At 39.6% G+C, this 21,615-nt stretch carries 20 protein-coding genes; 8 read left to right on the top strand and 12 right to left on the bottom strand.

Annotation, left to right across the window (positions count from 1 at the left end; translation table 11 throughout):
- Positions 1-19: 19 nt before the first annotated feature.
- The gene (locus QHT84_RS08505; RefSeq protein ID WP_283239134.1) at positions 20-622 is read left to right on the top strand and encodes an IMPACT family protein; all 603 of its coding nucleotides are present in this window, start codon (positions 20-22) and stop codon (positions 620-622) included.
- Here QHT84_RS08505 and QHT84_RS08510 read toward each other — a convergent pair.
- Positions 619-1,017, bottom strand: a complete 399-nt coding sequence (locus QHT84_RS08510; RefSeq protein WP_283239135.1) for an acyl-CoA thioesterase — start codon at positions 1,015-1,017, stop codon at positions 619-621. The two genes, QHT84_RS08505 and QHT84_RS08510, sit on opposite strands and share 4 nt — an antisense overlap.
- Positions 1,018-1,205: 188 nt before the next feature.
- On the opposite strand from QHT84_RS08510, the gene dnaA reads away from it, so the two are divergent.
- Genes dnaA through QHT84_RS08525 form a run of 3 tightly spaced genes read left to right on the top strand, consistent with a single transcriptional unit; the run spans position 1,206 to position 3,860 of the window.
- On the top strand, positions 1,206-2,633 hold the full coding sequence (gene dnaA / locus QHT84_RS08515) for a chromosomal replication initiator protein DnaA (protein ID WP_283239136.1): 1,428 nt from the start codon (positions 1,206-1,208) through the stop codon (positions 2,631-2,633).
- 40 nt (positions 2,634-2,673) lie between these two features.
- Positions 2,674-3,141 carry a low molecular weight protein-tyrosine-phosphatase gene (locus QHT84_RS08520; protein WP_283239137.1) on the top strand — a complete coding sequence of 156 codons (468 nt, stop codon included), beginning with the start codon at positions 2,674-2,676 and terminating at the stop codon, positions 3,139-3,141.
- On the top strand, positions 3,138-3,860 hold the full coding sequence (locus tag QHT84_RS08525; protein WP_283239138.1) for an SAM-dependent methyltransferase: 723 nt from the start codon (positions 3,138-3,140) through the stop codon (positions 3,858-3,860). Before QHT84_RS08520 ends, QHT84_RS08525 begins: the two co-directional genes overlap by 4 nt.
- Before the next feature lie 4 nt (positions 3,861-3,864).
- Here the strand turns inward: QHT84_RS08525 and QHT84_RS08530 are convergent, their stop codons facing one another.
- From QHT84_RS08530 to dapF, 5 genes are all read right to left on the bottom strand, one after another.
- On the bottom strand, positions 3,865-4,500 hold the full coding sequence (locus QHT84_RS08530) for a peptidoglycan-binding protein LysM (protein WP_283239139.1): 636 nt from the start codon (positions 4,498-4,500) through the stop codon (positions 3,865-3,867).
- A gap of 97 nt (positions 4,501-4,597) precedes the next feature.
- Entirely contained in the window at positions 4,598-5,464 is an 867-nt protein-coding gene (locus QHT84_RS08535; RefSeq protein ID WP_283239220.1) for a DUF2279 domain-containing protein, read from the bottom strand.
- Positions 5,465-5,513: 49 nt separating this feature from the next.
- On the bottom strand, positions 5,514-6,542 hold the full coding sequence (mltG, locus tag QHT84_RS08540; protein ID WP_283239140.1) for an endolytic transglycosylase MltG: 1,029 nt from the start codon (positions 6,540-6,542) through the stop codon (positions 5,514-5,516).
- Between the two features lie 18 nt (positions 6,543-6,560).
- Positions 6,561-7,088, bottom strand: coding sequence for a GNAT family N-acetyltransferase (locus QHT84_RS08545; protein WP_283239141.1), 528 nt, complete (start codon positions 7,086-7,088; stop codon positions 6,561-6,563).
- Positions 7,082-7,864, bottom strand: coding sequence for a diaminopimelate epimerase (gene dapF / locus QHT84_RS08550; RefSeq protein ID WP_283239142.1), 783 nt, complete (start codon positions 7,862-7,864; stop codon positions 7,082-7,084). The genes QHT84_RS08545 and dapF overlap by 7 nt, the downstream gene beginning before the upstream one ends.
- Before the next feature lie 130 nt (positions 7,865-7,994).
- On the opposite strand from dapF, the gene QHT84_RS08555 reads away from it, so the two are divergent.
- The 3 genes from QHT84_RS08555 to QHT84_RS08565 all read left to right on the top strand — a co-directional run bounded on the left by QHT84_RS08555 (position 7,995) and on the right by QHT84_RS08565 (position 11,509).
- Positions 7,995-9,380, top strand: a complete 1,386-nt coding sequence (locus QHT84_RS08555; protein WP_283239143.1) for a S1C family serine protease — start codon at positions 7,995-7,997, stop codon at positions 9,378-9,380.
- A gap of 155 nt (positions 9,381-9,535) precedes the next feature.
- On the top strand, positions 9,536-10,984 hold the full coding sequence (locus tag QHT84_RS08560) for a glyceraldehyde-3-phosphate dehydrogenase (RefSeq protein ID WP_283239144.1): 1,449 nt from the start codon (positions 9,536-9,538) through the stop codon (positions 10,982-10,984).
- A 153-nt stretch (positions 10,985-11,137) separates the two neighbouring features.
- A complete protein-coding gene (locus QHT84_RS08565; protein WP_283239145.1) occupies positions 11,138-11,509 on the top strand; it encodes a hypothetical protein in 372 nt (123 codons plus the stop codon).
- Between the two features lie 60 nt (positions 11,510-11,569).
- Here QHT84_RS08565 and QHT84_RS08570 read toward each other — a convergent pair whose 3' ends face one another.
- Entirely contained in the window at positions 11,570-13,834 is a 2,265-nt protein-coding gene (locus QHT84_RS08570; RefSeq protein ID WP_283239146.1) for an aconitate hydratase, read from the bottom strand.
- A 167-nt stretch (positions 13,835-14,001) separates the two neighbouring features.
- A complete protein-coding gene (locus QHT84_RS08575; protein WP_283239147.1) occupies positions 14,002-15,111 on the bottom strand; it encodes an acyltransferase family protein in 1,110 nt (369 codons plus the stop codon).
- A 21-nt stretch (positions 15,112-15,132) separates the two neighbouring features.
- On the opposite strand from QHT84_RS08575, the gene QHT84_RS08580 reads away from it, so the two are divergent.
- Positions 15,133-16,266 carry a hypothetical protein gene (locus QHT84_RS08580; RefSeq protein ID WP_283239148.1) on the top strand — a complete coding sequence of 378 codons (1,134 nt, stop codon included), beginning with the start codon at positions 15,133-15,135 and terminating at the stop codon, positions 16,264-16,266.
- Here QHT84_RS08580 and QHT84_RS08585 read toward each other — a convergent pair.
- Genes QHT84_RS08585 through QHT84_RS08600 form a run of 4 tightly spaced genes read right to left on the bottom strand, consistent with a single transcriptional unit; the run spans position 16,263 to position 21,480 of the window.
- Complete coding sequence (locus QHT84_RS08585; RefSeq protein ID WP_283239149.1) at positions 16,263-17,216, bottom strand: AAA family ATPase; 954 nt, start codon at positions 17,214-17,216, stop codon at positions 16,263-16,265. The two genes, QHT84_RS08580 and QHT84_RS08585, sit on opposite strands and share 4 nt — an antisense overlap.
- A 56-nt stretch (positions 17,217-17,272) precedes the next feature.
- A complete protein-coding gene (locus QHT84_RS08590) occupies positions 17,273-18,700 on the bottom strand; it encodes a peptidylprolyl isomerase (protein WP_283239221.1) in 1,428 nt (475 codons plus the stop codon).
- On the bottom strand, positions 18,663-19,511 hold the full coding sequence (locus QHT84_RS08595) for a peptidylprolyl isomerase (protein WP_283239150.1): 849 nt from the start codon (positions 19,509-19,511) through the stop codon (positions 18,663-18,665). Before QHT84_RS08595 ends, QHT84_RS08590 begins: the two co-directional genes overlap by 38 nt.
- 1 nt (position 19,512) lies before the next feature.
- Positions 19,513-21,480, bottom strand: coding sequence for a peptidylprolyl isomerase (locus QHT84_RS08600; protein WP_283239151.1), 1,968 nt, complete (start codon positions 21,478-21,480; stop codon positions 19,513-19,515).
- Positions 21,481-21,615: the final 135 nt, after the last annotated feature.

The raw sequence follows: 21,615 nt of genomic DNA on the forward strand, positions 1-21,615 counted from the left end.
ATGTATTGGAATTTCAAACATGAAAGACACTTATAATACCCTTGCCCAGCCCTCTCCGGAAATTTTATACAAAGAAAAAAACAGCAAATTCTTTGGTTACGCCTTCCCGATTGAGTCTGAAGAAGACGTTAAGACACATCTTGAGGCTTTACGAAAGCAACATCACGGTGCTGTTCATTTTTGCTATGCTTTTCAATTGGGAACCGATACCGTTTACTTCCGAGCCAACGATGACGGCGAACCCGGCAACTCGGCCGGGATGCCTATTTACGGTCAGATTCAGTCGTTTGGCGTGACGAATGTTTTGGTGGTCGTAGTTCGATTTTTTGGCGGAGTAAAATTAGGTGTCGGCGGATTGATTTCGGCCTACCGAACCACGGCACAAATGGCTTTGGCTGGAGCCGACATTATCGAAAAAACCATCAATGTTCATTTCGTTATTTCGTTTGACTACAAAAACATGAATAAAGTGATGCGCATCATCAAGGAAAAAAACCTAGAAATCGTGGCTCAAAAAATGGAAGAAAGCTGTCAAATTGAGATTGCCACCCGAAAAAAAAATGCCGAAAAAGTATTCGACATTTTTACTGCTTTGTTTGAAATTGACATCCAAAAAGTTTAGCGGTTCATCACATCCAAAATGTATTGCGGCGGCGGTATGGCTTTTCCTAATTTTACGTCCACAAAAACCAATACAAAATGTGCAGTTGTTAATAACTCGTCGTTTTCATTGCGAATTTCGCAATCAAATTCTATCTTCACTGAGGATTGACTTTTGAACTTGGTAATCACTGTAAGTAAGTCATCATAACGTGCTGGTTTTTTGTAATTTATAGTCATGGAAACGATGGGAAGTGCAATTCCGCTTTCTTCGAGTGATTTATATGAAATCCCTTTATTTCTAAGCCATTCCACGCGTCCCATCTCAAAATAAGGCACATAATTCCCGTGATAAACGACACTCATTTGATCGGTTTCGGAGTAACGAACTCTAACTTGAATCTGATGTTCTTTCATCTGTTTTTTTTGCTTTTAATCTATAATCAACTAATCTCTGTACAACAATATTTTTAAAAAATCAATACCCTTAAAATTTTTTTTAACGAATTTTATTCACATATTTGTTATCCCGAAAAACACGACCATTTTCAGGGTCGTTTTTGACAAAATAACCTAACACTAATTACTGTAATTTTAACTTAAATATGAACAAAACTGCGCAATCGGTATGGGAAAACTGTCTTGAGTTCATAAAAGACAATATTCAGGAACAAGCTTTCAAAACTTGGTTCGAACCGATTAAATCAGTGGAGCTCACTGATAACGCTTTGTACATACAAGTGCCTAGTAAATTCTTCTACGAATGGCTCGAGGAACATTACGTGAAATTATTGAAAGTGGCGTTAACCAAAGAACTCGGAAAAAACGCAAAGTTACTCTATAAAATCAAAATGGAAAACACTTATGGCAACAAACAACCATTTACGGAACAGTTGCCGAGTGCGCATCGCAGCCCGATTAAATCACAAGATGTTGATGCTCCGTTTAAAAACCTCAATCCGGAACTGAAAAATCCTTTCGTCATTCCGGGTATCCGAAATTTAAAAATTGAGTCGCAACTCAACCCGAATTACAGTTTTGACAATTTCCTGGAAGGCGATTCCAACCGTTTGGCGCGCTCTGCCGGTATGGCGGTAGCCAACAAACCGGGCGGAACTTCTTTCAATCCGTTGTTGATTTTCGGTGGTGTTGGATTGGGTAAAACACACTTGGCACATGCTATAGGTGTGGAAATCAAAGACAAATATCCCGAAAAAACCGTATTGTATATTTCTGCCGAAGTTTTCACGCAACAATATATCGATTCGGTAAAAAAGAACAACCGAAACGACTTCATTCACTTCTATCAATTAATCGACGTATTGATTATTGATGATGTGCAATTCTTATCCGGAAAATCAGGAACGCAAGATGTATTCTTCCATATTTTCAACTATTTGCACCAAAACGGCAAGCAAGTTATTCTAACTTCCGACAAAGCGCCGGTTGACATGCAAGACATTGAGCAACGCTTATTGTCGCGTTTCAAATGGGGATTGTCTGCCGAGTTACACCAACCGGATTATGAAACCCGAATCTCCATCTTAAAAAACATTTTGTACCGCGACGGTGTGGAAATGCCGGAAGAGATTGTAGAATATGTAGCCCGCAACATCAAATCGAACGTGCGAGAATTGGAAGGCGCTATTATTTCGCTAATCGCCCAATCTTCCTTCAACAAAAAAGAAGTGACGTTGGATTTGGCAAAAAATGTAGTGGAGAAATTTGTAAAAAATGTGAAGAGAGAAATCTCTATCGACTATATCCAAAAAGTAGTTTCCGATTATTTCCAATTGGATGTGGATACTTTACAATCCAAAACCCGTAAACGTCATGTGGTTCAGGCGCGACAATTGGCCATGTTTTTTGCCAAAAAATTCACCAAATCGTCTTTGGCCAACATCGGTTCTCAAATTGGCGACCGCGATCACGCAACCGTACTGCACGCCTGTAAAACCGTTGACAACTTGGTTTCAACCGACAAACAGTTTAAAAAGTTTGTCGAAGATATTCACAAAAAGTTATCGCTCTAATTGGGTTTTTGCCTAAGTTTGCAACTTAGAAAAAAACAATATGCCCGTTAAAATTTTAATGGTTTGCTTAGGTAATATTTGCCGATCTCCATTGGCAGAAGGAATATTGGCATCCAAACTTCCCGTTGACAAATTTTTTGTTGATTCGGCCGGAACCGGTAATTATCATATCGGGAAACAACCGGACCAGCGTTCGATTTTAGTCGCCCAAAAAAACGGGTTGGATATCACCCGCCAAAAAGCCAGACAATTTTCACCCAAAGATTTTGACGAATTTGATTATATCTATGTCATGGACAGTTCTAATTACGACCATGTAATCGAATTGGCTAAAACCGAGGCGCAAAAATCCAAAGTCGACATGATTTTAAATCAGTTGTTTCCGGGCGAAAATGTAGATGTGCCCGATCCGTATTACGGCCTGCAAAACGGGTTTGACATGGTGTATGAAATGCTCAATGAAACCTGTGATATTTTAGCCCGAAAATTATTGGAGAAACACTCATGAATACTCCCGCACTCAAAGGAAAATTATACCTGATTCCGACCACATTGGGCGAAATGAATCCCGATGATGTACTGCCTCAAACCATCAGACGAGCAATTGACTTCATTGACACGTATATTGTTGAAAACGAAAAAACGGCTCGAAGATTCATCAAATCGGTTCATCCTTCAAAAGTGCAAGCCCATTTGAAGATTTCATTACTTAACAAACACACCGAAATAGCCGAACACAATGCCATGATTGCTCCTTGTTTACAGGGAATCAATGTCGGTTTGATGAGTGAAGCCGGCTGCCCGGGTGTAGCCGATCCCGGTGCTGCCATTGTAAAAATAGCCCACGAAAAAGGGATTCAAGTGGTACCTTTAGTAGGCCCGTCTTCTATCCTGTTGGCATTAATGGCCTCGGGCATGAACGGACAAAGTTTTGCTTTTAACGGTTATTTACCGATTGATAAAGGAGAAAAAAAATCGGCTTTAAAAAACTTCGAGAAATTATCTTCCGATAAAAACCAATCCCAAATTTTTATTGAAACCCCGTATCGCAACAACAAACTTTTAGAGGATATTTTGGCAGCTTTACAACCCAACACCCATTTGTGTATTGCAGCTGATATTACACTGCCCACCGAATATATCAAGACCTTGCGCGTGGCCGATTGGAAAAAAACAAAGGTCGATTTACACAACCGACCTTGTATTTTTATCATTCATAAAATGTAGTTGCTTATTGCACTTTGGCGTTTTTAACGGCTTTGATTCTACGGGTATCAAACCCACCAAACTCTTTTAAATACGTTTTCACAGAGGTTCCGTATTCGTCTCTGCATTTTCGTTCGCCACGTGTATTTAAAAATCGTTTTACCGAACCACTGCCGCCCAAGTGTGCGGCTGCTAAAATACCCGATTCGGTAATTTTAACACCGTCAATAACTTCACCTTCAAAATCGTTAATATACTTTCTCAAATCGTATTTGTGTTTGGAAAGCAATGTAACAAAGGCTTTTTCCTGGAGCTTGGGATTGTTTAAAAACGCATCACTGTCGTGAATGCCGATTGATTTTAATGTACTAACACCGAATTGGTATTTTCCTAAATAACCCAGCGTATTTATTTTTTTGTATTTGCCTTGTGATTCTTTGTGTGCAATAGCGTCTTTGTATCCAATAAAATACTTTCCTTTAAAAGGAATCTGAATGTCAAAATTAGCAATGTCTTTTTGAGAAGGAAAAACGTATAAAAGTTTTTCATTTTCATCGACATTCGAACCGAAGTCGATTGGGGAAAATAGTGGTTTAAAACCTGAGCTGATGAAAGCTACTGTTAGTAGGATGGATGTGTAAAAAATTCCTTTTTTTATCATTTAGTGTGATTTCTCAAGCGCTGTCACCGACTTGAAATTACCGGGTGCAAATATACAACTATTTTTAGAAAATTGAATATCAAGCAGTTAAACTACCTTAAAAGTAGATTAAATGCAACTTCGACCCGCCGCTCCCCTTGATTTCAAACGTTGGAGCCGGAATTTTGATGGTATTTAAAATTGTTAAAACTGTCTTAACAAAATGTGATTTGGTTTCAATTTTCGTCAGATCAACGTCGAGACTAAGGTAAAATTGACGGTATCTTTGCGACTCCGGAAGAAAAACAGTATTGACCAATTCGTCATTTCCGGTAATCATACCTTCGGCACCATACCCTATGGCTACATTAAGCCATTTCGGAATCTTAGAAGATTTGGCAAAAGAATGCAGATTAAAAGACAGCCAATAGGTTTGCCCATTGTAATCTTTCAGTATTTGCTCTTGTAGTGAACTTCCCAAAACAGTAGGACGAGCCGAAGCGTAAGGCGTAGTATGAAAGGAAAATTTGGGTACAATACGCTGTTCTTTCCAGAGCAATTCCTGAGAGACAAAAAGAGCAGTTCCCGAAACATTCGCCACAACATCGCCCCAAGAAGCACCCCAATTGGCCGAATAACCGTCGAAAACCTCAACAGCCGTCAGAAAGGTTAATCCTATGGTGGAACCGTAAATTAATTGGGATTTTCTGTTGCCACCGGCCCATTTCATGGCATTGGCTCCGAAGCTCCCCAAATGATAGGATGAAAATACATGTCCGGCTTTGTCCATTTGCAGCCATTCGGCATTGTCATTGATGAAATGAAAATCGGAACGCGGATAGTCAGCATACCAAGCCTGGTTGAGCCCAATCAAAGCCGCTGTCCCTAAGGTAGCCTCAGTAATGATTAATGTATTTAGTCGCCTTTTGTGTAAGGAATCTGAAGGCTTTAAAAAACGCTCAACGGCATTTTGAGCCGAGAGCATACTCGACACCAATAGCCATCCTACTATGTAAAATCGTTTCCCCAAACCATTATCGTTTGGTTCCCAGTGTATTTAACCAATCGGCATACTTTTTCGCATTTACCTCATGTTGCGCCATAGTCGCCGCAAATTCGTGGTATCCGAATCGTTCCACGCTGGCGCAGAAATAAAGATAGTTGTGCTTTTCGGCATTTAAAACCGCATCGATCGCATTAATATCGGGCATGGCTATAGGTCCGGGCGGCAATCCTTCATTTTGATACGTATTGTAGGGTGAGTTAATAAACAAGTCGTTGTACAAAACGCGTTTTATGATTTGATTAAAATCGTTGTCTCTTAATTTGAGCGCATAAATCACGGTTGGATCGGCCTGCAATTTCATCCCGTCTCGCAATCGGTTGAGATACACACCCGCCACAGTTGGTCGCTCACTTTTCTTAGTCGTTTCCTTGTGAACTATAGACGCCAAAGTAATTACCTGAACCGGCGTCAAGTTTAAATCGGCGGCTTTGGCGATGCGCTCTTTGGTCCAAAAACGATTGTATTCTTCGAGCATTTTATCCCTGAATTTTTCAGCCGATACATTCCAATAAAACTCATACGTATTCGGCAAAAACATGGCAAAAACATTCTCTTTGGTAAAACCGTTTTTCTCCAGAAAAATACTGTCCCGGAATGTTGCCAAGAGTTTTGTGGTATCGGGCTCAATTTGCGAACTAATCCGCTCACACAAATTTTCGAGGCGCTCCTGATTGTTGAAGGCTAATTTTACCGGAACGTTTCTACGCATGGCGCTTACCAATTGAAACGCGCTCATCCCTTTTTTGAGCAAAAACCTTCCGGCTTTGACATTTTCGGGATACGAACGGAGTTTGGCTATAAATTCGAAGCTGCCGCTGTTTTTTATATAAGGGGCAATGATGCGCTGTACGTCTTCGTATTTTGAATCGGTTGGGATTTCAACATAGATTTCCGCTTTGTCAAAAGTAGTATTGGAGGTAAAAAATTGAATGTAAAGAAACAACACTACCAAAAAACCAATGGCAGCTGTAATTTTGAGGATTTTACTTTTGTTCAAAACCGAGACGTTTAAAATTTATTTTTTGATTAATTGAAATAAGGCTTCGTCATGAAAAGTATTGTGAATAAAATTCCAATCTTTCTTAACGCCAATTTTTTCGAACCCAAATGTAGTAAAAAGCGCTAAACTTGCTGCATTTTCAGTTCCTATATTGGCATACAACTGATGCAGTTGTAGTTGCTGAAAGGCATAATCGATAACCAAACCTAAAGCTTCTTTCCCAAAACCGGTCTTTCTGTTGGCTTCCTCTTGGATAATAATCCCTACTCCGGCACGTCGGTTTTTAGGGTCAAAATCGAATAAATCAATCAGTCCGATGGCCTCAGCATTTCCCTTTTTACAAATAGCCAGTCGCAGTTGCTTGGCTTCGTATATATCCTGATAGGCGTTTTCGAGATACTGACGGATGAGAAATTTGCTGTAAGGCGTTTGCGTATGGCTTACTTCCCAAATCGTTTCATCGTTTTCAATAGCATAGACAAACGCTAAATCTTCGGGTTCGAGGGCGCGCAAAAAAAGATGTTGTCCTTGTAATGTTAGCATGTTATCTCTCCTTCAAAAACAAAAGTTGCCGGACCTTTCAAAAACACATGAGTATACCTATCGCCTTCTTTTACAAAAGAAACCTCCAATTTTCCGCCTTCGACATCTAAAAAAATATGATGTGCTTGGGTTTTCCCCAGGGCATGCATGGCAATCGCTGTAGCTGTAGCGCCGGTGCCGCAAGATAGTGTTTCATCTTCTACACCGCGCTCATAGGTGCGCAACGCAAAATGATTGTCTGCTATTTGAGACACAAAATTGACATTACTCCCCGGTTTACCATACAAATCAGAATACCGAATTTCGGCACCTTTATTTTTGACATCATAGTTTTTCAAATCGTTAACCATGGTCACATGGTGAGGAGAACCGGTATTAAGAAATACATAATCGGCTTCTTTTTTGATAAAATCAACTTCTTTCATTTGCAATGAAATCGTTCCGTCTTCAAGTACGGAAGCATGGTGTAAACCATCGGTAGCGATAAAATCGGCTTCCTGCTGAATTACATGGAGTTTTTTGGCGAAAGCCACCAAACAGCGCCCGCCGTTTCCACACATCGAACTTTCATTGCCATCAGAATTGTAATATACCATTCTGAAATCGGTTTCCGCATCGTTTTCTAACAGAATCAATCCGTCAGCACCGATTCCGAAGCGTCGATCGCATAATTTCTTGATAAGCAGGGTATCGTTTTTAGGGAAAAAATCGTTACGATTGTCAATCATGACAAAGTCGTTTCCGGTTCCTTGATATTTGGCAAAATGAATCTTCATAGCATAGTTTCTTCCACAAAGATAACAAATATTAAGATTCACTTAAAAAGTGTTAAACCACCGTTAAAGGGAGTTTGTTCCAAAAATGAAAGTTTTTAATTTTACTGTAATAATTTAAATGTATGTGATTATGAAACGATTCTCAAGTTTATTTTTAGTGTCATTATTAAGCGGCGCTACTACACTTGGTGCCTATAAATTATTTTTTGATTCCGATTCCAAAAACAGCATTATTACGGAAGCGCCGAACCATTACAACAGAACGGTAGGATTATCGGGAGAAGCAATCGATTTTACCAAAGCTGCCGAAAATGCGGTTCATACGGTTGTTCACGTCAAGAATGTTTCGGTTAGAACCGTTTCTAACCCTATTATGGAATTTTTCTATGGTCAGCGCGGTGGTCAACAACAGGAACAAATCGGAACCGGTTCGGGTGTGATTATTTCTGAAGACGGCTACATTGTAACTAACAATCATGTGATAAAAGATGCCACAGAGTTGGAAGTAACGTTAAACAATAATAAATCCTACAAAGCAAAATTGATTGGTACCGATTCTAAAATGGATATTGCCTTACTAAAAATCAACGCCGATGAAAAATTGCCCTATTCTGTTTTTGCCGATTCCGATCAGGTAAAAGTAGGCGAATGGGTTTTAGCGGTAGGAAATCCATACAACTTAAATTCGACCGTAACAGCCGGAATTGTATCGGCAAAAGCCCGAAACTTAGATACTAACGGCATACAATCGTTTATCCAAACCGATGCGGCCGTAAATCCCGGAAACAGCGGCGGAGCCTTAGTGAATACTCGTGGCGAGCTAATTGGTATCAACACGATGATTTCATCACCAACCGGAAGCTATACCGGTTATTCGTTTGCGGTACCTTCTAACATTACACGCAAAATTATTGAAGACATTATGGAGTTTGGCGGTGTACAACGCGGAATCTTAGGCGTGGAAGGCAATGAGTTAAACAGCAAAGCTTCGAAAGAATTGGGCATTACCGATACGGAAGGATTTTATATTGGTAAAGTAACCAAAAATTCGGGTGCCGAAAAAGCCGGACTCAAAAGCGGGGATATCATCAAAAAATTAGACAACCAAAAAATCACTTCGTTTGCCGAGTTGACCGGTTATATCAATACCAAAAGACCGAATGACAAAGTACAAGTGACCTTTGTGAGAGACGGACAAACCAAAACGGCCTCGGTGACTTTGATTAAAAACGACGTATTTACTACCGAATTCAAAGGATTAGAATTGGAGAATATCGATGCCGCTGACAAAAAGAGATTCCGAATTGATTATGGGGTTCGCATACGGGACATCAACAATGAAAATCTAAAACCGTATTACGACCAGTTGAAAGGAAACATTATTCTCTCGGTTGACAATGTGAAGGCCACTGATGTAGAAACCATTTCCCGATTTTTGAATCGAAAAGACGAAAACCAAAGCGTTAATATCCAAATGATTAATCGCATGGGACAAGTTATTCAAATTATCATATAGCTTACATTCATCTTACTTATTTTTCAAAAAACCGGTCGCTGATGACCGGTTTTTTTATTGTTAAAAAATTACGAAATCGTTTTCGTGAAAGACTTCTATTTTATACTTTTGCGCCAAATTTAATTTTTCAACACAACTTAACTTTTTTCTTTTTTATGAGCAGTACTACTTTATATGAGAAGGAATTATCTTTTCAGGCCGACAGACGCAAAGCCGGCGTAGAATTAATCAAGATTATCAGCGATTTATGGTTTGACAAATCCATCGAGTTGGTGCTTTTCAGAAACCAATTGATTGACCGAAATGTAAGCGACATCATCAATTTACACGAATATGCCGGTGAATTTGTTCAAAAACCCATTAACGTTTTTGATTCGGTAGAAATTGCTCGCGCCATTGAAAATTTAGACTTACCGCCTTCTCGTATTGATATCGGAAAATTAACTTACGAATATCATTTAGAAGACAATAAATACCATGACAGCAGAGCTTTTGTAATTGACAAACTCAAAAATGCCAAAGACTTCAAAAACATCCAACCCAAAGATGTGGTATTGTATGGTTTTGGACGTATCGGGCGTTTGTTAGCGCGTGAAATGATGAGTAAAATAGGCAAAGGACAACAATTGCGCTTAAGAGCTATTGTTACCCGTGATCGCAACGATGCGTTGTCTTTAGAAAAAAGAGCTTCGTTATTGCGTTACGACTCGGTGCACGGTGACTTTGAAGGATCCGTTCAAGCCGATACCGAAAACAATGCTTTGATTATCAACGGAACTACAGTTCACATTATTACGGCTGCCGGTCCGGAAGAAATTGACTATACTCAATACGGCATCAATGATGCTTTGGTGATTGACAACACCGGTGCATTTACGACGGAAGAAGCCTTAAAACGTCATCTGACTTCAAAAGGTGTCGATAAGGTGTTGTTAACAGCACCCGGAAAAGGCGTTCCTAACATTGTTTACGGCGTGAATCACAACGACTACAATCCGGATGAAGTGGATATTTACTCCGCTGCTTCTTGTACCACTAATGCGATTACTCCGGTTTTAAAAGCCATTGAAGATACGCTTGGCGTGGTAAAAGGCCATTTAGAAACCATTCATGCGTATACCAACGACCAAAACTTGGTTGATAATATGCATAAAAAATACCGTCGCGGTAGAGCCGCAGCGTTAAATATGGTTATCACCGAAACCGGTGCCGGTACGGCCGTTGCCAAAGCATTACCGAGTTTGGCCGGAAAATTAACTTCTAACGCTATCCGTGTTCCGGTACCTAACGGTTCATTGGTTGTTTTAAACTTGGAGGTTGGCAAAGAAACTTCGGTAACCGAAGTGAATGACATAATGAAAAAATACGCCTTAGAAGGGGAATTGGTAGAGCAAATCAGATATTCGCTTAACAACGAATTGGTTTCTTCCGACATCGTAGGTACGGCGCAGCCTTCTATTTATGATAGTAACGCTACTATTGTCTCCGGAGACGGAAAAAATATTGTACTTTATGTATGGTATGACAACGAGTATGGTTACAGTCATCAGGTTATTCGTTTGGCTAAATACATCGCGAAAGTAAGACGCTATACTTATTATTAATAGTTATTAATTCAGTAGGGTAAAGTCCGTTTGGTTTGTTTCAGAAACTAAACGGACTTTCTAATTAACACTTTTTTGTTAATAAGTATTGTATGTAAAAAAATAATTGTTATTTTTCGTCCGTCAAAATTAAGTCCCAAGTATCAAACCATTATGAAAAAAGTATTTTTTAGTTTTTTAGTGATGACCTGCTTTGCCTTCAATAAAAGTGAAGAACCCAAAGTAACTACCTACAGTTATGGTCATAACGGAATGGAATACGTAGCTCGAAACAAAAACGGCACGGTTATCATTAGTACCTACAATGCCAAAATGACTATTCGTCAGGAAATTGCCACCAAGATTTACAACATGTATTTAAATCACAACTTAGAAAGTGATAAAGTAGTGACTGTTTTTGGTGATGAAGCCGATGTTACCGGCAGGTGTGTGATTCGAAAAAAAGAAAATCTTACAGTAGTCGATTTTTATTACGAATCGGTGAGCTGGTGTTCCGGTCATAAAGAAATTTATAAAAAGAATTAATCGATAAAAAAAGCTCAACCAAATGGTTGAGCTTTTTTTTATGAAACTAATTTGTTGCGCTTAGGCTTTTCCGGCTGCAATTAAGTTTAAAGCCGAACCGGCTACAAACCAGCCTATTTGACCTTCGTTATAGGTATGATTTGCTTTGATGATATCTTTAGAACCATCGGCGTGTACAAACTCTAAAGTTAACGGTTTGCCCGGAGCAAATTCGGTTAAATCTAAGAAGTTGATGGTATCATCTTCCTGGATTTTATCGTAATCCGCTTCATTGGCAAACGTCAAGGCTAACATTCCTTGTTTTTTTAAGTTGGTTTCGTGAATACGGGCAAAAGATTTCACCAATACCGCTTTCACACCCAAGAAACGTGGCTCCATTGCCGCGTGTTCGCGAGAGGAACCTTCCCCGTAATTGTGATCACCCACAACTATAGAAGGAATACCAGCTGCTTTATAAGCTCTTTGCACTTTAGGCACTTCATCGTACGCACCGGTTAATTGATTTTTAACGGAGTTGGCTTTACCGTTAAAGGCATTTTCGGCACCAATCAACATATTATTGGAAATATTATCTAAATGTCCGCGGAAACGCAACCAAGGACCGGCCATAGAAATATGATCGGTAGTACATTTTCCGAACGCTTTGATTAACAACTTGGCTCCGGTGTAATTTTTTCCGTCCCAAGGCTCAAAAGGCGCTAACAATTGCAAACGGTCTGAAGTTGGCGAAACCACTACCTCTACCGAAGAACCATCGGCTGCCGGAGCTTGATACCCTGCATCTTCTACATCAAAACCTCGTTTTGGCAACTCATCACCACTAGGCGGATTTAATTTTACCGCTTCGCCTTTATCGTTGAGTAAAGTATCAGTAATCGGATTGAATGATAAATCACCGGCAATGGCTAAAGCCGCTACCATTTCGGGTGAAGTTACAAAAGCGTGCGTATTCGGGTTACCATCGGCACGTTTAGAGAAGTTTCTGTTGAACGAGTGAACAATGGTATTCTTTTCGCCTTTATCAGCCCCGGTTCTGTCCCATTGTCCGATACACGGTCCGCACGCATTGGTGAACACTTTGGTTCCCATTTTTTCAAAAGTAGCAATGATACCGTCTCTTTCGATGGTGTAGCGAATTTGTTCCGAACCCGGATTGATTCCGAATTCCGCTTTTGGTGTGATTCCATGGGCTACAGCCTGCTCTACAATAGAGGCCGCGCGCGCCATATCTTCGTAAGACGAATTGGTACAAGATCCAATCAATCCCCATTCTACTTTTAACGGCCAACCGTTAGCGATGGCCTCCTCTTTCATTTTAGACACAGGCGTTCCTCTGTCCGGGGTAAACGGACCGTTAATGTGTGGTTCTAATTCGGATAAATTAATTTCGATTAATTGATCGAAATAGTCTGCCGGATTAGCATACACTTCGGCATCAGCGGTTAAGTATGAAGCTACTTTATCCGCAGCATTTACTACATCTTGACGCCCGGTAGCCGCTAAATATCTTCTCATCGAATCGTCGTAACCAAACGTAGATGTTGTGGCTCCGATTTCGGCGCCCATATTACAAATGGTTCCTTTTCCGGTACATGACATGGAAGTCGCTCCTTCACCGAAGTATTCTACGATAGCTCCGGTTCCTCCTTTTACGGTAAGAATATCGGCAACTTTTAAGATGACATCCTTTGGCGCTGTCCACCCGTTTAATTTTCCGGTCAATTTTACACCGATTAATTTAGGAAATTTCAATTCCCAGGACATGCCCGACATTACGTCGACAGCATCAGCACCACCTACTCCGATGGCTAACATCCCCAATCCGCCGGCATTCACCGTATGCGAATCGGTACCAATCATCATTCCGCCCGGAAAGGCATAATTCTCTAAAACAATTTGATGGATAATTCCGGAGCCCGGTTTCCAGAATCCGATGCCGTATTTATTGGAAACAGACGAAAGGAAATCGAATACTTCTTTAGATTGGGTATTGGCAACCGCCAAATCGGTTTTGGCACCCACTTTAGCTTGGATTAAGTGATCACAATGCACGGTTGTCGGCACGGCTACTTTACTTTTTCCGGCATGCATAAATTGCAATAATGCCATTTGTGCCGTAGCATCTTGACACGCTACTCTGTCGGGAGCAAAATCGACATAATCTTTACCACGTGTAAATGCCTGAGAAGGCATACCTTCCCACAAATGCGAATATAAAATCTTTTCGGATAAGGTAAGCGGACGACCAACCAATTCACGTGCTTTATCGACACGAGCAGCCATGGTTGCGTACACTTTTTCAATCATTTCAATATCAAAAGCCATAATACAATTGGGTTAATTTTGTTTGCTTTGCAAATTTACGAAAACGTTGTACTTGTGAAAAATTTTTAAGAAAATAAGTTGTTTACTGAGAATGATTTGCGAAAAGCAAATTTTTGATGCATCTTTTTTGTCAAATACACATTTATATCATCAAAAATTGAAAATTATTAACTTTTATCTCTTAAATCCATCAAGGGTTTTTCATAAAAGCGATAGAGTAAATAACTCAACAGTAGCGTCAGCGCTATGTAAGCAATCAAAAAAGGATACAACTCTAACGGATTTGAAGCATCATAACGTATGTAATTTTTCATGACATGCAGTATGACCCCATAATGCAATAAATAAATAGAATACGATAAAACACTAATCCATACTATGGGTTTTCGGATACCGGATGCTTCCGATTTCCATTCGGAAAGAAAAGGCAAAAAACAGGCTACCATTACAGAAACCAACGGTAAATACAACACGTTCCAAAATACCGGATACGTCTCAATAAACAATTTAAAATAACCGATAGCCACAAATTGGAAGAGAAAAAGAAAAATACCAATGACAAAAAACAAATAGCGACATTTTTGCCATAAAGCCGTAACGTTATAATACAGCCAACTGCATAAGACCCCGATAAAAATACTGTCGAGGCGATAGAGCACCACCGCTTTCAGCGACATATTCCATTGGTTCAGATTCACATTGGTCGTGGTCCTTTGGTAGTATATCTTATTCAGAAAAAAAACGATAATCAACAAGATAACCGAATACAGAAAAAAACGCGCTTTGTTTCGAGGTTTTGCCACTAAACCTAAAACCAACAAGGTGAAAGGCAACACAATATAAGCGTATTCTTCTACCGATAAACTCCACGATTCGGTAAAAAAGGGCGTCATGGGCGTGACTGCATTTTGGATGAAAAAATAGTATTTCCACACATACGACAAATCGTAGCGAAAGGCATAACCGATGGCGATGTTCACGGTAAGAATCAGAAAATAGTTCGGCAAGGTGCGAAACCACCTTCTTTTGAGAAAATAAAAAACACTATGAAGTCTGAAATCTTCTTTTATGTACAATTGATAGATGATTTTCCCGATAAGAAAACCACTGAGTACAAAAAAAACTTCTACACCTAAAAATCCGCTCAGCACCATCAATTGATGGAAAATGCCATCCGTTAACGGAAAAATCCAAACACAATGGCCAAACAAAACCAAGGTGATGGCTATTGCTCTCATCAGGTCTAATCCGAAAATGCGATGCGTGCTGTCAAACATATAAAAGTGTACATTTGTGTAATGCGTAAATCAAAGATATATAAAATTTTAGGAGTTCTGATGGCCATTGGGATTTTGGGCTCGGCGATTTGGTACAGTCAATTGCCCAATCGGCATAAAGCCATTGTGAAGTCGTTTCTCTTTGAAAAATTAGGGATTACCGATGGCGATTGGAACGTAAGCAATGCAACGGGAACCTATGCCATGATTTCCCCTGAGTTTTATATTGATGGCATTTACAAGTCGATGGAAGGACCGAAATCGTCGAAGTATGTGCAATTGTCTCAAGATTCGACACTCTTATGGCTAACCGGTTTTGAGGTTAAGGCTCTGGAAAACCAATCAGGTATACCGGTTTCTAACGATTTTATCTGTCACACCAACATCGATTTTAATGATGTAAAGTATTACAGTTCCTTTCATTTGGAAAAGAGAATCGGAATTCAGTATCCGCGATTAACCTCCTTGTCACACGGCATGGAAAAATTTAATTTTCCTGATGGCTACGGCGTTCCCATGAAAGGCAATGAGTTGTTGTATGTAACCACTGAGGCACTCAATCACAATGTACCCGATGCTGATTTTTGGATACGCCATAAGGTTGTTATTCATTATACAAAAGATAAAAAACGCAAACCGTTGATGAGTCGCACCGCCTTTATCATGCTGCCTTACGACAAGCGAAATCCGTATAAAGAACCCACCGATCCCGGTACCAATCAATGCATTCCCGTAGAAACCAAAAATCACAGTTATGATGACGGAAAAGGAAATAAACTCTCGGGACATTGGGTAATTCCGCCCGGAAAAAATACCTATCGCAGCAGTATTGATACGCAGTTGCAACTACAAGACAGCTTACGCTTGCACGCGGCTGCTATTCATGTGCATCCCTTTGCTACAAGCATTTCGTTGTTTGATGCCACACTGGGAAAAGCGGTTTTCACCAGCGCAATCGTCAACCACAAAAACAACATCGGGTTAACCAAAATCACTCCTTTTTCATCGGAAGAAGGCATTTGGTTGTATAAAACTCACCGCTATGAAATAGTGTTGGAAGTAAACAATACTACCGCAATCCCACAAGACATGATGGGCAGTATGTTTTTGTTTTTTTACGATAAGGAGTTGGATGATATCCTCCGCAAAAATTAAAGCAACTTAGCAATAATCATTTCTTCGGAAATGCCTTCGGCGTCGGCTTTGTAATTTTTGATAATTCTGTGACGCAAAATGCCTGTCGCTACTGCTTTTACATCTTCGATATCCGGAGAAAATTTACCATTAAAAGCGGCATGTGCTTTGGCGGCCAAAATCAAATTTTGTGACGCTCTCGGACCGGCGCCCCAATCGAGGTAATTTTGGATATAGTCGTTTGAAAGCGGATTGTTCGGGCGGGTTTTGCTCACCAAAGTTACGGCGTATTCAATCACGTTATCGGCTACCGGAATCCTTCTGATTAAATGTTGGAAATCGATAATTTCTTGTGCCGAAAATAACGGATTTACGGTTGGTTTACCATCATTGGTCGTACTTTTAACTACTTGTACTTCTTCCTGATACGTTGGATAATCCAATTTGATGGCGAACATAAAACGGTCCAATTGGGCTTCCGGCAACGGATACGTTCCCTCCTGCTCAATGGGGTTTTGAGTAGCCAACACAAAATACGGCAATGTCAATTTGTAGTTTTGACCGGCTATGGTTACCGAACGTTCCTGCATGGCTTCTAACAAAGCGGCTTGGGTTTTCGGCGGTGTTCTGTTAATCTCGTCAGCCAAAATGATATTGGCAAAAATAGGCCCTTTGATAAACTTAAACTGACGGCTTTCATCTAAGATTTCACTCCCCAAAATATCCGAAGGCATCAAATCGGGTGTGAACTGGATGCGTTTAAAATCTAACCCTAAAGCCTGAGAAATGGTATTGACCATTAAGGTTTTTGCCAAGCCGGGCACACCCACTAAAAGCGCGTGACCCCCCGAAAAAATACTGAGTAAAATTTGGTCAACTACTTCCTCCTGACCCACGATAACTTTTGAAATTTCTCTCTTGAGTTCGATACGTTTTTGAACTAAATTTTGGATGGCAGCAACATCAGACATACGGTTTTCCGGATTTTAGGTTTATCAATTCAGGATTTTAAGTTCTCTAAAGTACATTATTTTTTTAACCAATTGCTGGAGAAAAGACAATCTTGGTATTCTCCGTTGATTTTGATGTAGGTTTCTTTGATTTTCTCATTGGTCCATTTGGTGATGGCCTTGATTTGTTTTTCTTTGAGAGCCAGTTCTTTGATTTTGATATAATCTTTGGCGTAATCAGCGGTATGCTCCTCAATACGGTTGGTTACCGTGATGATTTTGTATTTTTTACCACTTCGAGGATCGTCATCGAGGATAGGAGCTGTAATAGCTCCGTCTTTTAAATTGGATACTTCGCTGTACAAACTCGGATCCATTTTAGTCAACTCAAAGTGAGTATCTTGCGTTTTAGGATTGATTAAGATTCCGCCGTTGGCACGGGTTTCTTTTTCATCCGATAGGGTTCGCGCTGCATCCGCAAAGGAAATTTCGCCGCTTTCGATGCGACTTTTTATCAACGTGATTTTCTCTTTCGCTTCTTTTAAGGCTTTATCGGAAACTTTCGGCATCATTAAAATATGACGCAATTCAACTTCCTGCCCTTTGATTTTTTCGACCATAATGATATGGAAACCAAACTCGGTTTCGAACGGTTCCGAAATTTCGCCTTCGTCCAAACTAAACGCTACATCTTTAAATTCTTTTACAAACTGCGTTTTCCGATTGATTTTATAGAAACCACCGTTGGCGGCTGATCCGCGGTCATCAGAATAAATTACCGCGCGGGTTTTGAAACTGGATCCGGCTAAAACTTCGGCTTTGATTTCTTTGAGGCGATTGATTACACGCTGTTTTTCTTCCTCGGTTACTTTGGGCTGCACCACAATTTGAGCCACTTCCATTTCGGCACCGAAAACCGGTAACTCGTCTTGAGAAATAGATTTGAAAAACGTTCGGGTTTCTTCCGGTGTGATTTCGACTCCCTCGATGATTTTTCTTTTCATCTCGCCGGTCAATTTGTTGGTTTTGATGATGTCGAAAAGCTCGCTTCTGAAATCTTCTTCCGTATCCTTTTTAAAATACTGTACCACTTTCTCCATAGAACCGATTTGCTCTACCATGTAGGCAATCTGTTCGTTCATTTTTTCTTTTACTTCTTCATCTTTCACCACTATACTGTCCTGAACTGCTTGGTGCGCAAACAATTTGTCTTCCAACAAGCTGTTCAACATTTGACAACGCGTAATGTCTTTTACCGAATTTCCCTGACTGGCTAATTCGAGATAGGACTTGTCGATATCGGAATCCAAAATAAGATAATCCCCAACAGTAGCTACAATGCCGTCGACCTTTTGTTTTTTGGCCGCATAAACCGGTTTTTTAGTTTTAACGGAGTCTTTTATAATCTCCTGGGCATTGGTAAAACCAATTGTACTAACCGCAAACAGTACTGCCAGGACAAGTTGGTTATTGATATATTTCATAATCTTTGTTTTTAATAGCATCATCGGTGATTTCCTTTTCAAATTTTTTAATCAATTCTAACTTTCTCTTGTTGAGAATAACTTCTTTGAGTGTTGGCTTAATATATTCAAAGGGCGCGATTTGGTTTTTATCAATCACATTAGTGACTTTAATCAAATACACATCATCGTTGCTTTGAATTTGGGCTCTCTTTCCGGGCTGAATAATCTCATCCCGATTGTCGGGATTGATGACCGGCAGTTTTGCGTAAATTTGACTCATATCGACCCAAACGGTATCGTTTAGCGCAAAATTTTTAAACTGAAGCACATACGTATCCCAAAACTTTTTGTCTTTTTTATTGTAATCAAAGAACTTATTTTTTATGGTTTCAAAACGAGGATTACTTCGATCCAAATTGATAAACCGCAATCGCACCAAAGTACCGTTGGTTTTAAAATTTTCCTTGTTTTGTTCGTAGTACTTTTTTAACTCTTCATTAGAAACCAAAGTGTCTACGGTATTTTTAACGATTTCTTCAATATAGGCCTTGGTGTACAAATCCACCTTATATTGTTTGATTAAATCGCTATATTCCTTTTTCTTTTTATCGCTTAAATTTCGCTCGGCCGCTTCAATGAGCAACTTTTGGGTAGCCCAGCGGTTGATGAAATTCTTGACAATCAGTATGCTGTCTTCTTTAGACGTCCCGGCCGGAACTAAGGTCGCAATATCACTCTTATACAAATAATTTTTTCCTACTCTGGCAATCGATTCCGGCTTTTGTTCCGGTTTGAAATAATTACAAGAACAAAACAAAAAAAGCAATAGAAAAAAACCATTCTTAATCATTTTACGGATGGAGCTGTTTTTTTATTCTTTCAAAAACGTCGCGGTTGACTTTTACCGTGAATTCTTTTTTCAAATCATCCACCCAACCTTGCTCCAGTTGTTGTTGGTAATCGTTTACCATTTTGCCTCTGCATTCGTCGAGTGTTTTAATGCTGCTTGGAATTACTTTATCAACTTTGGTGATAAAATAATATTCTCCTTCTTTCACAATATCCGAAATCCCAACCTGGAATTTGGTTCCTTTTGGCAAGGCATCACTACCTTCTTCAAAAGTTCCGGTATTCGACATGATATTGATGACATTATTTACATTGAGTTTGTCTTTAATGGCTTGAGCGTCGCTTTTCTTCTTTAAAAGGTCGAGCGCTTTTTTAATCATGTCCTGTTTAGTCGACGAAAACACAGTGGCCTCCAACCTGTTTTTCCATTGGTGTTCATTTTTGTGTTCCTCATAAAACTTTTGCAATCCGAGAGTATCGGTTTTGGCACGTTCCCAAATTTCTTTCTCCATCAAATCAAACAACAATAATCCGTCGCGGTATTCTTCCATCACATTGGCGAAATCCTGAAACTCGTTTTCCAGGTTTTCATCGTAATAGGCGGTCAGTTGAGCCTCTAAAAACTTATCGTATAAATTCTCGGTCAACTTGGCAATCGGCTTGATTTTTAACCCTGCTTTTTGTTGTTTTTCCACAAAGTCCAAAAACAATTTCCCTTCAATTTTTTTGGCGTTGATGGTCAAGAGCGGCGCAGTGAAATCTTTAGCATTCTCCGGTTGTTTCCATTTGGATTCATAAAAATCATCCGTCACCAACTTAGTCAAGGCGGCAAATTGTTTGTTGTCGCGTTTGTAGGTGTATTTTTTTCGGAGTTTTTCGTTTAAGGAAGCCGTAATTTTTTTGGAACGTTCGTCTTTTCCGATTTTATTCTCCAATTCTCCTTTCATTTCTTCGAAAGTTTTTACCGGATGCTTCTCGACCAACTTCACAATGTGCCATCCGAATTGCGTTTGAAACGGAGTCGAAATTTCATTTGGTTTGGAAAGTGAAAACGCTACGTTTTCAAAAGCTTCGGAACTCAATTGACCCGAGGCGAATTTGTTTAATACTCCACCTTTGGAAGAAGAAGATTTGTCTTCTGAAAACTGCTTGGCCAAATCTTCGAATTTTTCGCCTTGTTGTATTTTTTTATAAATGTCGTTGATTTTATTCTTGGCCAAATCCTGATCGGCATCTTCCGGTTTTGGATTTAGAATCATGATGTGGGCCACGGTTACTTCACCTCTGTTATCGCGTATGGCTTCCACTTTTAAAATGTGAAAACCAAAACGAGTTCTGAAGATTTTGGACACTTTCCCTTTTGGTGTGGTAAACGCAGCACTTTCGAAAGGATACACCATTCTGAAAGCTGAAAAATAGCCTAAATCCCCTTTGTTGTCTTTTACCGAAGGATCTTCGGAGTACTGCGTTGCCAAAGCGGCAAAATCTTCTCCGGCGTAAGCTCTCTTCGCTACTTCTTCCATTTTTTTATAGGCTTTTAGGGAATCCTCAGGCGTTGCATTTTCGTCTACTAAAATTAAGATGTGTGACGCTCTGATTTCTTTTTGCAAACGATTGTAACCCTCTTCTACTAATTCGTGAGTAATTTTGGTATCGTTGAAGTAATTTTTAGCCAACTGATTTCGGTACGATTTTAACTCGTTTACGTATTTCGGATTCTTATCCAAACCTAATTTATAGGCTTTGTTTACTTTTAATTTGTACCCGATGAAAAGCTCCAAATATTGATTCAGGTCTTTTTGTGACTCGTCTTTCACCAAATCCAGATTCTTTTTATACACTCTGGAAAATTCATCGGTGTAATAGGGTTTATCATTAATGGTAAACAAAACTTCTCTTGAACTGTTTTGCCCAAAACCGGCAATCGACATTGAAAAGAACAATCCTAAAAAAAACTGTTTTAAGCTCATGTTATATTTTATCGTTTAAAAAATAAGTGTTCCATTTTGGTTTTTGCAAGCGGCCAAAATTACTATCGTTTTTTTGTGTTAACAATCAACAAAAGTAACAATTCAAACACATTATACAAGTATCGGGCTTACTAT

This window comes from Flavobacterium sedimenticola, from assembly GCF_030053345.1.
In the GTDB taxonomy this organism is placed as follows: Bacteria; Bacteroidota; Bacteroidia; order Flavobacteriales; family Flavobacteriaceae; genus Flavobacterium; species Flavobacterium sedimenticola.

Coding starts and splice junctions, on each gene's coding strand:
- QHT84_RS08585 (WP_283239149.1), bottom strand. CDS start 17,216: ATGTCTGATGTTGCTGCCATCCAAAATTTAGTTCAAAAACGTATCGAA.
- QHT84_RS08600 (WP_283239151.1), bottom strand. CDS start 21,480: ATGAGCTTAAAACAGTTTTTTTTAGGATTGTTCTTTTCAATGTCGATT.
- dnaA (WP_283239136.1), top strand. CDS start 1,206: ATGAACAAAACTGCGCAATCGGTATGGGAAAACTGTCTTGAGTTCATA.
- QHT84_RS08510 (WP_283239135.1), bottom strand. CDS start 1,017: ATGAAAGAACATCAGATTCAAGTTAGAGTTCGTTACTCCGAAACCGAT.
- QHT84_RS08570 (WP_283239146.1), bottom strand. CDS start 13,834: ATGGCTTTTGATATTGAAATGATTGAAAAAGTGTACGCAACCATGGCT.
- QHT84_RS08545 (WP_283239141.1), bottom strand. CDS start 7,088: ATGCTAACATTACAAGGACAACATCTTTTTTTGCGCGCCCTCGAACCC.
- QHT84_RS08535 (WP_283239220.1), bottom strand. CDS start 5,464: ATGCTCTCGGCTCAAAATGCCGTTGAGCGTTTTTTAAAGCCTTCAGAT.
- QHT84_RS08525 (WP_283239138.1), top strand. CDS start 3,138: ATGAATACTCCCGCACTCAAAGGAAAATTATACCTGATTCCGACCACA.
- dapF (WP_283239142.1), bottom strand. CDS start 7,864: ATGAAGATTCATTTTGCCAAATATCAAGGAACCGGAAACGACTTTGTC.
- QHT84_RS08555 (WP_283239143.1), top strand. CDS start 7,995: ATGAAACGATTCTCAAGTTTATTTTTAGTGTCATTATTAAGCGGCGCT.
- QHT84_RS08595 (WP_283239150.1), bottom strand. CDS start 19,511: ATGATTAAGAATGGTTTTTTTCTATTGCTTTTTTTGTTTTGTTCTTGT.
- QHT84_RS08560 (WP_283239144.1), top strand. CDS start 9,536: ATGAGCAGTACTACTTTATATGAGAAGGAATTATCTTTTCAGGCCGAC.
- QHT84_RS08520 (WP_283239137.1), top strand. CDS start 2,674: ATGCCCGTTAAAATTTTAATGGTTTGCTTAGGTAATATTTGCCGATCT.
- QHT84_RS08565 (WP_283239145.1), top strand. CDS start 11,138: ATGAAAAAAGTATTTTTTAGTTTTTTAGTGATGACCTGCTTTGCCTTC.
- QHT84_RS08580 (WP_283239148.1), top strand. CDS start 15,133: ATGCGTAAATCAAAGATATATAAAATTTTAGGAGTTCTGATGGCCATT.
- QHT84_RS08505 (WP_283239134.1), top strand. CDS start 20: ATGAAAGACACTTATAATACCCTTGCCCAGCCCTCTCCGGAAATTTTA.
- QHT84_RS08590 (WP_283239221.1), bottom strand. CDS start 18,700: ATGCTATTAAAAACAAAGATTATGAAATATATCAATAACCAACTTGTC.
- QHT84_RS08530 (WP_283239139.1), bottom strand. CDS start 4,500: ATGATAAAAAAAGGAATTTTTTACACATCCATCCTACTAACAGTAGCT.
- QHT84_RS08575 (WP_283239147.1), bottom strand. CDS start 15,111: ATGTTTGACAGCACGCATCGCATTTTCGGATTAGACCTGATGAGAGCA.